Annotated in this window: 9 protein-coding genes; 3 read left to right on the top strand and 6 right to left on the bottom strand. The window is 41.6% G+C overall.

Annotated elements, in window-relative coordinates; genetic code table 11:
* Positions 1-116: 116 nt before the first annotated feature.
* Together IV80_RS07400 and IV80_RS07395 are read right to left on the bottom strand one after the other, a co-directional pair.
* Complete coding sequence (locus IV80_RS07400; protein ID WP_057751639.1) at positions 117-866, bottom strand: alpha/beta hydrolase; 750 nt, start codon at positions 864-866, stop codon at positions 117-119.
* Positions 867-958: 92 nt separating this feature from the next.
* Positions 959-2,587, bottom strand: coding sequence for an ABC-F family ATP-binding cassette domain-containing protein (locus IV80_RS07395; RefSeq protein WP_057751636.1), 1,629 nt, complete (start codon positions 2,585-2,587; stop codon positions 959-961).
* 232 nt (positions 2,588-2,819) lie between these two features.
* On the opposite strand from IV80_RS07395, the gene IV80_RS07390 reads away from it, so the two are divergent.
* Positions 2,820-3,491, top strand: coding sequence for a Crp/Fnr family transcriptional regulator (locus IV80_RS07390; RefSeq protein WP_057751634.1), 672 nt, complete (start codon positions 2,820-2,822; stop codon positions 3,489-3,491).
* A 462-nt stretch (positions 3,492-3,953) separates the two neighbouring features.
* Here IV80_RS07390 and IV80_RS07385 read toward each other — a convergent pair whose 3' ends face one another.
* Entirely contained in the window at positions 3,954-4,490 is a 537-nt protein-coding gene (locus tag IV80_RS07385) for a ferritin-like domain-containing protein (RefSeq protein WP_057751632.1), read from the bottom strand.
* Positions 4,491-4,674: 184 nt separating this feature from the next.
* On the opposite strand from IV80_RS07385, the gene IV80_RS07380 reads away from it, so the two are divergent.
* Together IV80_RS07380 and pepT are read left to right on the top strand one after the other, a co-directional pair.
* Entirely contained in the window at positions 4,675-5,544 is an 870-nt protein-coding gene (locus tag IV80_RS07380) for an ROK family protein (protein WP_057751630.1), read from the top strand.
* A 129-nt stretch (positions 5,545-5,673) separates the two neighbouring features.
* On the top strand, positions 5,674-6,921 hold the full coding sequence (gene pepT, locus IV80_RS07375; protein WP_057751629.1) for a peptidase T: 1,248 nt from the start codon (positions 5,674-5,676) through the stop codon (positions 6,919-6,921).
* 388 nt (positions 6,922-7,309) lie between these two features.
* Here the strand turns inward: pepT and pcp are convergent, their stop codons facing one another.
* The 3 genes from pcp to IV80_RS07360 are packed head-to-tail and all read right to left on the bottom strand — an operon-like array spanning position 7,310 to position 9,569.
* Complete coding sequence (pcp, locus tag IV80_RS07370; protein WP_057751627.1) at positions 7,310-7,957, bottom strand: pyroglutamyl-peptidase I; 648 nt, start codon at positions 7,955-7,957, stop codon at positions 7,310-7,312.
* Positions 7,958-7,975: 18 nt separating this feature from the next.
* Positions 7,976-8,899, bottom strand: coding sequence for a DUF979 domain-containing protein (locus tag IV80_RS07365; RefSeq protein WP_057751625.1), 924 nt, complete (start codon positions 8,897-8,899; stop codon positions 7,976-7,978).
* Positions 8,892-9,569 carry a DUF969 domain-containing protein gene (locus IV80_RS07360; protein WP_057751623.1) on the bottom strand — a complete coding sequence of 226 codons (678 nt, stop codon included), beginning with the start codon at positions 9,567-9,569 and terminating at the stop codon, positions 8,892-8,894. The genes IV80_RS07365 and IV80_RS07360 overlap by 8 nt, the downstream gene beginning before the upstream one ends.
* Between the last annotated feature and the right edge of the window lie 155 nt (positions 9,570-9,724).

Here is a 9,724-nt window from a genome sequence, read left to right as displayed (position 1 = left end):
ATATTATTTCAACTGTCAACTTGACAGGGCCTAGTGCACGCATTCCCGGCCTTTTTATTTCTCTAAACTTTAATAATCGAAATCAGAAAAAAAGCTGACTTCTCCGCTTAGTGACGTTACCCATTTATCAAAAAACGCGTCACTAACTTTAACGTTTCGGATCGTGTGGCTTCCCTAAATTGGTGAGTCGCACCTGCAACAATGTGTAGTTCACTGTGTTGATAGATAGCGTGATAGCGCTTAGAAGCCACCATATCTACTACCTTATCCTGGTCACCATGCATTAAACACACGGGACCGGCATAATGCTGTGCCACCTCATAAATGGGTAAAGTTTGGGCGGTTCGCAAGTAAAATCCACCAACAACAGTCCCATCATCAAGTGTGAGCGTTTCTGGAATGGCATCTGGATTATACTTAACGCCCATCAACTTTCCCTTTTGCGCATCATCTTTAAGAGTGGCTGCCGGAGCCAACAGTACCAATTTGGCAATATCTTCTGGATAATAGCCGGCCAGCATGCTGGCCACTACGCCTCCTTGAGAATGCCCCAATAGATAAATTCGTCGAATATTGGGTAAAGATTTGGTATAAGCCAAAATTGCCTGACCATCCGCAATTTCGTTTGGCATTGTCATCTTTGAGAATTGCCCTTCACTTTTACCGCAACCGTTGAAATCAAAACGAATTGTTGCCAGTCCCGCTTCGTGGAGACTTTGCGCAATTTGCGCCAGCAAGGCTGTTTTCTGATAACCTAAATCGCCAGTAAACCCGTGCATCAAAATCACAATATCATAACTGGGTGTCGCCGGTGTTTCTAGAACACCATGCAACTTTAACCCATCCCGTTTAATTTCGACATCCATTTAAAAACTTTCCTTCTCTAGTAAATTAAAAATACTCCATAAGTTATCGTAACAGGATTCTTAACTTTTTTCAGCTTTCAACATCTATATGATTAGTCTTCATACAGGGCAGCCACTTTTTGTTGAATATCAGCATGATCCATAAATTCATCGTAACTGGTTTCCGCTCGATCAACCACACCATTGGATGATACTTCGATAATATGATCCGCAATGGTTTGAATGAATTGACGGTCATGAGAAGTTAAGATAAGTGATCCAGAAAAGTTGATTAAGCCATCATTTAAAGATGTAATCGATTCAAGATCCAAATGATTTGTAGGATCATCTAATAACAAAACGTTGGCCTTGCTTAGCATCATCTTGGATAACATGCATCGTACTTTTTCGCCACCAGACAACTTTGTAATTGGCTTATTAACATCTTCACCTGAGAATAACATTTTGCCTAAGAATCCCCGCAAAAAGGTGTTATCACTCTCTTCTTTAGGTGCAAATTGACGTAGCCACTCCAAAATATCCAAATTTTCATCCGTAAAGTACGCATTAATATCTTTAGGTAAGTAACTGCGTGTGGTGGTCTGTCCCCAAGTAACTGTACCAGAATCTGGCTCTAATTCACCAGCAATAATCTGAAGTAAAGTCGTTGTTGCCAAGTCATTTCGACTTAACAAGGCTGCCTTTTCACCGGGTTTAACGGTAAAGGTCACGTTATCCAAAATTTGCACACCGTCAATAGCTTTTGAAAGTTTATCTACTCGTAACAAATCATTGCCCAGTTCACGTTCTGGCGTGAAACTGATGAACGGATATTTTCGTGTGGATGGTTGAATATCGTCCAGCGTAATTTTCTCTAGTTGTTTTTTACGTGATGTCGCCTGTTTTGACTTAGAAGCATTCGCACTAAACCGAGCCACAAACTCTTGCAACTCTTTGATCTTTTCTTCTTTTTTGGCATTCGCATTTTCTTTAAGTTTAGCCGCCAACTGACTTGATTCCATCCAAAAGTCATAATTCCCGACGTATAATTGGATCTTGCCAAAATCAACGTCACACATCATGGTACAAACGGCATTCAAGAAATGACGGTCATGAGAAACCACAATGACGGTGTTTCGGAAGTTGCCTAAGAAATCTTCAAGCCATGAAATGGTTTGGGCATCCAGTCCATTAGTAGGTTCGTCCAATACTAAAATATCAGGATCGCCGAAAAGAGCTTGACCTAACAGCACTTTCACTTTCTGATTTTCAGTTAACTCGCTCATTTTTTGTGTTTGCATCGTTTCATCAATACCTAATTGCTGTAAAAGCTGTGCTGCGTCAGATTCGGCATTCCAACCGTCCATTTCAGCAAACTCACCTTCAAGTTCTGCCGCTTTTATACCATCCGCATCGGTGAAATCTTCTTTAGCGTACAACGCATTCTTTTCTTGCATAATTTCATAAAGACGCTTATGCCCCATAATGACCGTATCCAAAACGGTTTCTGTCTCAAAAGCATAATGGTCCTGATTCAAACTGGACATACGTTCATTTGGTGAAATTGATACGTGTCCTTTAGTAGGCTGTAATTTACCTTCTAGAATTTTTAGAAATGTAGATTTTCCAGCTCCATTAGCGCCAATAATTCCGTAGCAATTTCCTGGCGTAAACTTTAAATTCACATCTTCATAGAGTTTGCGATCAGAAAATTGCATACTCATATCGGTAACTGTAATCATTTATTATCCTCACTTATCTTGATAAATCCCGTAAAACCGGGGTTAAAATCTCTTCACAATTCTTCAAATGTATCATAAGGAACTAGGTAAACGCAAGCTATTCACTTCAAAATTATCCCAATTATCTGATGTTTACGGCTCCAAAACGATAAAGGCGTGTTTGCTTTTCGGAAACACGTTTTAATGCTATTCTTTAAGTAATAAAAATTGCAAAGTTAGTGAGGGTGAATACATGCAACGCTCTGAACATGATTGTATTAAGTTAGTGCCGCTTTTTAACCACCTACCCGATAGTGATGTGGACAAAATTGAAACCATCATGACGCACAAACATTATGAGGCTGGCGAATCACTTTTTCTTGATGGCGGAAAATTAGATACTTTAATTATTGTCGCCAATGGCCAGGTAAAGGTTTCTAAAATTGCCGCGAACGGTCGCGAGCAGCTCCTCTATCTTCTTCAATCTGGTGACTTTGATGGTGAGGGCGCCCTTTTTCAAGAAATGACACGTAGCTCAACCGGTGTAGCCCTGATTCCTACAAACGTTTGTCAAATTAGTCGAAAAAATTTCCAAAAATTATTAACCACTTCGCCAAGTATCAGCATGAATTTAATTAATGAGTTTGGACAACGGATTTCTTCATTAGAGAAGCGGACCACGGAAGCTTCTACAGAAACAGTGGAAGCACGTATCGGGAATTACCTTGTAGAGACTGGCGCAAGCTTGAATAAGGATTCCTTTAAACTTCCTATTAAAAAGAAAGATTTAGCTATTTATTTGGGAACTACACCAGAAACGGTAAGTCGCAAATTAACAGAGTTCGAACGTAAAGGTTGGATCGAACAGGGGCCACAAAAGCAAATTAAGTTATTGGATAAGGATGCACTTGTCCTAATTGATTAATAAAAAGTACCCACAGCGACTTAAAAACAAGTCTTTGCGGGTACTTTTTAATTTTTCGGTTGCCGCGTCACTTTCACTGCTTTATTGACGAAACGTGTTAAAAGAAGCAGCTTTTTTGCATGCCAGTTCTTGCGGTTTGGGTTGCGGCCACAAGAATGGCCATCGTCCAGAACATAAAAGATTATTAGCGAATTGGGCTAATAATCATCCTTTGTGTGGCGTAGCGCCAGTTCTTGCGGTTTGGGTTGCGACCACAAGAATGGTCATCGTCCAGAACATAAAAGATTATTAGCGAATTGGGCTAATAATTTCCTTCTGTGTGGCGTAGTGCCAGTTCTTGCGGTTTGGGTTGCGGCCACAAGAATGGCCATCGTCCGGAACATGATAGATTATTAGCGAATTTAGCTAATAATCATCCTCCGTGTGACGTAGAAGCTAACCGCTCCTTTTAACACTCTAATTCTATTCTTCTTCCTCCAAACCTTCCCCTGCTTCCTTACCAATTAAGCCCTGCAACAACCTAATCGCCCGGTTATCATCGCCCCGCAACCTTTCCATATATTGCTTCAATGCCGGCCGATCCTCGTTTTCCGCCAACTTAATCGCTCGATCCACAAACAAATTCTGTGTCACATAGTCCTGCACCGTCTCACTCACCATCTCATTTGCACTAAAATACTTATTCTTGCCGTTTTCACCGATCATCGAATACTCACTATATTCATCCGTCGTTGATGCCGGTTTTTCATCTTCATCCAACAACAACTCGCCGACCTCATCATAATGCGCCCGGTTCTGCTGAATCAAATCTCCATACACTTGACGCAAGGCCGGGGCACTCAATCCTTTTACATACCATGAAACTTGATGTAATTTGGCATCTAATACCGTGAAATTTGACACAATATGATTAACCATAGCCCCTGCCGTTGGGACATGATGATCGATTTCTGATTGTTTCTGTTCTGCTGCAAATAATTCTTCTGGTGTTTGTGACATTTTTGGTTCCCCCTAATTTCTTAATATGTCTGTATTATAGCGAGAACAAAAAGAAGTTAACTTGACCAAAATCAAGTTTTAGAAAATCTTTTTGCAAACTTCAAAACGTAAGTTAAGGTTATGCTATAATCATGTTAGCGATTACAGTAACCGTAATCATTTTTTGCATAGGAGGAAATTATTAATGAAATTAGGTGCAATTGAAGCCGGTGGCACAAAATTTGTATGTGCCGTCAGTGATGACAATATTAATGTTGAGGATCGTGAACAATTTCCCACAACTACCCCTGAAGAAACGATGGCGCAGGTTTTTACATATTTTGAAGAGCATCCCGTCGATGCCATTGGAATTGGGTCATTTGGTCCCGTTTCTTTAAACGAAGACGCAGATAATTTTGGCTATATTACTAACACGCCAAAATTAGCATGGAAAAATTATGATTTTTTGGGTGCCATGAAAGCACATTTTGACATTCCCTTTTACTTCACGACCGATGTCAATGTGGCAGCTTACGGCGAATACAAGGCCGGTGCAGGTCGTGGAAAAAAGAACATCTTATACTGGACAGTTGGTACTGGTGTTGGTGCTAGCTATATTCAAAAAGGCAAATTTCTACAGGGCTACAGTCATCCCGAAATGGGCCACATTTTATTACGTCCGGATGAACGTGATCACGGCTTTGAAGGTGTCTGCCCATACCATGGTAACTGTTTTGAAGGCCTGGCAGCTGGTCCAGCTATTGAAAAGCGATTCGGCAAAAAAGGTTACGAAATTGATCCAAGTGATCCATTCTGGGAAATCGAAGCGAACTATATCGCCCAGGCTTGTGTGAATGCAACTCTCATTTTACGTCCGGACATCATTATTTTTGGTGGTGGTGTGATGAAACAAACACAGCTATTTCCACAAATCCAGGCTGAATTTGTCAAACAACTCGCAGACTACGTCGACTTTCCCGAAATTACAGGTTACATTAAGCATGTTGCTTTAGGAGATGACGCGGGAATCACGGGTGCATTAATGTTAGCTAAAAAAGTTGTGAATGAAAAATAGTAAATCTTAAAAACACAGTCGACACCTTTTAAGTGCTGATTGTGTTTTTTGTAAAATCGTTTTCTTTCCCTTCGTCGCTAATTAGGCTAAAATACATTTAACAATAAAATTATTTGAGGAGTGATTCATTTGGCAAAATATGAAACTTTATTACCACGTTTTTTAAAGTATGTGAAAGTCAATACGCGATCCAATCCTGAATCCACCACAGTCCCAACTGACCCTAAGGAAGTTGCTTTCTTAAAAACTTTGGCACAAGAACTTAACGATCTAGGCCTTGAAGACGTCCACACACAACCGCAAAGTGGTTACGTGGTCGCTACCTTGCCTGCTAATGATGGTGGGAATACCCCCGTCCTTGGATATATTGCACACATCGATACGGCTGACTTCAACGCTGAAAATATTCAACCCCAGCTCCACGAGAATTACGATGGGCAATCCGATATTCAATTAAGCCAAGATGGCAAATGGGTATTAAAAGTCTCTGAATTTCCAGCTTTACGAGATTATAAAGGACAAACCTTAGTCACTACAGATGGAACAACCTTATTAGGTGCTGATGACAAATCTGGAGCGGCCGAAATCATGACTGCAATGGAATACTATCTCAGCCATCCTGAAATTAAACACGGCGAAATTCGGGTTGGGTTTGCTCCAGATGAAGAAACTGGTACTGGTGCGGACCACTTCGATGCCAAGGATTTCAACACAAAATATGCTTACACCGTAGATGGTGGCCCATTAGGTGAGTTAGAGTATGAAACCTTTAATGCGGCGCAAACGAACGTAGAAATTCAGGGTAACGAGGTGCATACAGCAACTGCTAAAGGCGTTATGGTTAATGCTTTAAAGGTGGGAATTGACTATCATAATTTAGTTCCAGAAGGTGATCGTCCTGAATTAACAGATGGTCGACAAGGATTCTTCCATCTCTTTAAAATGAGTGGGACACCTGACCATGCTAAATTGGTTTATATCATTCGTGATCACGATCGGAAGGTTTTTGAGCAACGTAAGCAAGAATTACAGAACATCGCTGACAAACTAAATGCTGACTTTGGTGAAGAACGCGTAAAAGTTGAGACCCATGATCAATACTATAATATGCGCGAAGTTCTCGAAAAAGATATGACACCCGTTGAATTAGCCAAATCCGCCATGGAAAACCTAGATATAAAACCAAATATTTATCCCGTTCGAGGTGGGACTGATGGTTCCAAGATTTCATTTATGGGAATTCCAACCCCTAACCTCTTTGCGGGTGGTGAAAACATGCACAGTCGTTACGAATTTGTTTCAACCCAAACAATGGAAAAGGCTGTCGATCTTATTTTGGAAATTAATCGTATTAACAGTGAACAAGCAGCTAAATAACTAAACTTAACACACCAATCAAAAACGCTATTTGTCAATTTCGGTTTTATCAAAACCGTTATTGCAAATAGCGTTTTTATCTCCGAAAAGCAATAGGTGGTGCCTAAGTATTGCTCCTGCGGGATCGCGATCCCGCCTCCACAACACAGACAATCTTGTTTTCACTGAGTCTGAGGACAACTCCGAAAAGCAATAGGTGGCGCCTAAGCATTGCTCCTGCGGGATCGCGATCCCGCCTCCACAACACAGACAACCTTGTTTCTTCACTGAATCTGAGGACAACTCCGAAAAGCAATAGGTGGTGCCTAAGCATTGCTCCTGCGGGATCGCGATCCCGCCTCCACAACACTTAGGCGCCACCTATTAACCGCTTTTCTTCGTTCACTTTTTATGCGACATGTCCTTCCACCGTTGCTATATCAGACTTTCCATCCTGCTTCACAATTGCCTCAATCGCCGCCTTAATTCCCTTCACATCATCTTCCAAACTCAGTGACGGTGTATTCGGCCTGCTTGTCACCTGCTCCGGCAAAAACGGGATATGCATAAAGCCCGCCTTCAACTCATGAAATTCTTTATCAATCATATACTGCACCTGATACATAATATGATTGCAGACATACGTTCCCGCCGTAGTTGAAACACTACTTGGCAGCCCCGCCGCTCTGATTGCCTTAGCCATCGCTTTGACTGGCAACTGCGTAAAGTACGCATTTTGGCCATCTTCATGAACCGGCGTCCCCAAAGGCTGATACCCCGCATTATCCTTGATCCGCCCATCATCAAAATTAATGGCCACGCGTTCTGGCGTCAAGCCAAATCGACCACCTGCCTGACCGATACTCAACACATAATCCGGTTTTTCTTTTAATATCGCCGCATGCGTCACTTCAGCGCATTTTCCAAACACCGTCGGAATTTCAACCTTCACAATTTTGGCTCCCGCAATCTCATCCGGCAAACGTTTAACCGCCTCAATTGCAGGATTAATTTTGTCTTCACCAAATGGATCAAAACCAGTTACAAGTATTTTCATTTTTAAATTCCTCCTTCGTTAAAATGCCAATAAGTACATCAATAAAATTTGAATCACCAACATCGAAATAGCAATCGGTGCTTGTTGTTTGATCACGCCCAGCGGGTCTTTCATTTCCATTAGAGCCACCGGTAACGTATTAAAATTAGCGGCCATCGGCGTCAACAAAGTGCCACAATAACCTGAAGTCATTCCCAGAGCAGCCACAATTACCGCCGAACCACCTTGTGCAACCACAAATGGAATCCCAATTCCGGCTGTAATAACTGCAAATGCCGCAAACGCATTTCCCATAATAATGGTAAACACCGCCATCGCCACACAATACAGAATCACACCTAACAAATGATTTCCCGCCGGAAATACACTAGAAATGGCTTGTGCAGTCACCTTGCCAACCCCGGACGCGGTAAATACCACACCTAAGGTAGCCAAAAGTTGCGGTAACACACCCGCAGAACCAACGGAACGAACCATTCGCTGCGTGTCATCAAAGACTTCTTTCCCAGTTGATTTGGTTAAAACAACTGCCACTACCAAGGAGAGAATGGCCGCCGCCCCAATCCCGACTTGGCCACCAAATGGCGTGAATTGGGCCACCAGAATGGCTACCACTGCTAAAATAACACTCGGTAGAAAAATCCATCCCTTTAGTCGCTCAGCCACTTTTTCTGCGTGAGAGACATCGATGTCTTTAATGTGACCCACTTTCACTTGTTTCAGTAAAGATAAAAGACCAATTACCAGCAGTAGTGCTCCCACAACCGCTTTGGGTAGCCATTGTCCAAGCGCAAAGATAATCGCAAATAACGTCCAAAACAAGCCCGTACCAAACCGTGCCGAATTTGTTTGATCACGGAATGACTCGATGGCTGCGATCAAGAAACCGGCTCCGATTAACACGTACAAAAACGTCAAAATATTATTAATGAGATTAGTCAATATTCCCACGTCCTTTCTTCGCTAATTGGCGATCAAATAAGTGATTATAAATGAAAACGAGCACTAACGTTAACAAGGCGACCGGAATTGAATACAACACAATTCCAGTAGGATTTACTGAGTACCCTAAAGACTTCATTGTACTGGCCATTAATAACACGCCACCAGAAGCCACAAACAGATTCTGTGCAAAAAAGTTACCAAAGTTTTCAGTAGCAGCCGACCTTGCTTTAATGCGATCCACATCTTTGGGAGCTAATTTAGCCTCTACACTAGCTGCCGCCTGCGCCATCGGATTAATTAACGGGCGAATGAACTGAACCTGCCCTTGTAAAGATATCCCAAAGACGCAAGCTAACTCACGAATAAAGAGATAAATATCGAAAATTCGTCCTGGCGTCAAATTTTGAAGCCGATGAATCATATTCACCGCTGAAGCTTTCAATCCGTTACGTTCAATCACACCAATCATTGGTAATGTTAAGAAAAATAACGAAACCATGCGATTATCCAAGAATCCCTGTCCTAAAATGTTTAAAAACTGTGTAAAGTCAATTCCTGATGCTAATGCGGTAGCCAGTGCCGAAATCAGCACTACTGCGACAGTATCTAGTTTAAAGGCAAAGCCCAAAATAATAACTAAGACACCAATTAACCGTATGTATGCCATTAAATGATCCCCCTATATAAAAATTTTAATATTCCTATCATCAATTTATCATGAAAAGTTTCACACCGCAAACTAATTCACAAAAAGAGATCGTTAGCATGTCAAGAATACACCGCAATCACGCCTAAAAGCTCTATAAAAAAATCTTCGCCACA

The organism is Pediococcus cellicola (assembly GCF_001438655.1).
Lineage (GTDB): Bacteria > Bacillota > Bacilli > Lactobacillales > Lactobacillaceae > Pediococcus > Pediococcus cellicola.
This window is presented reverse-complemented; position numbering and strand designations above follow the sequence as displayed.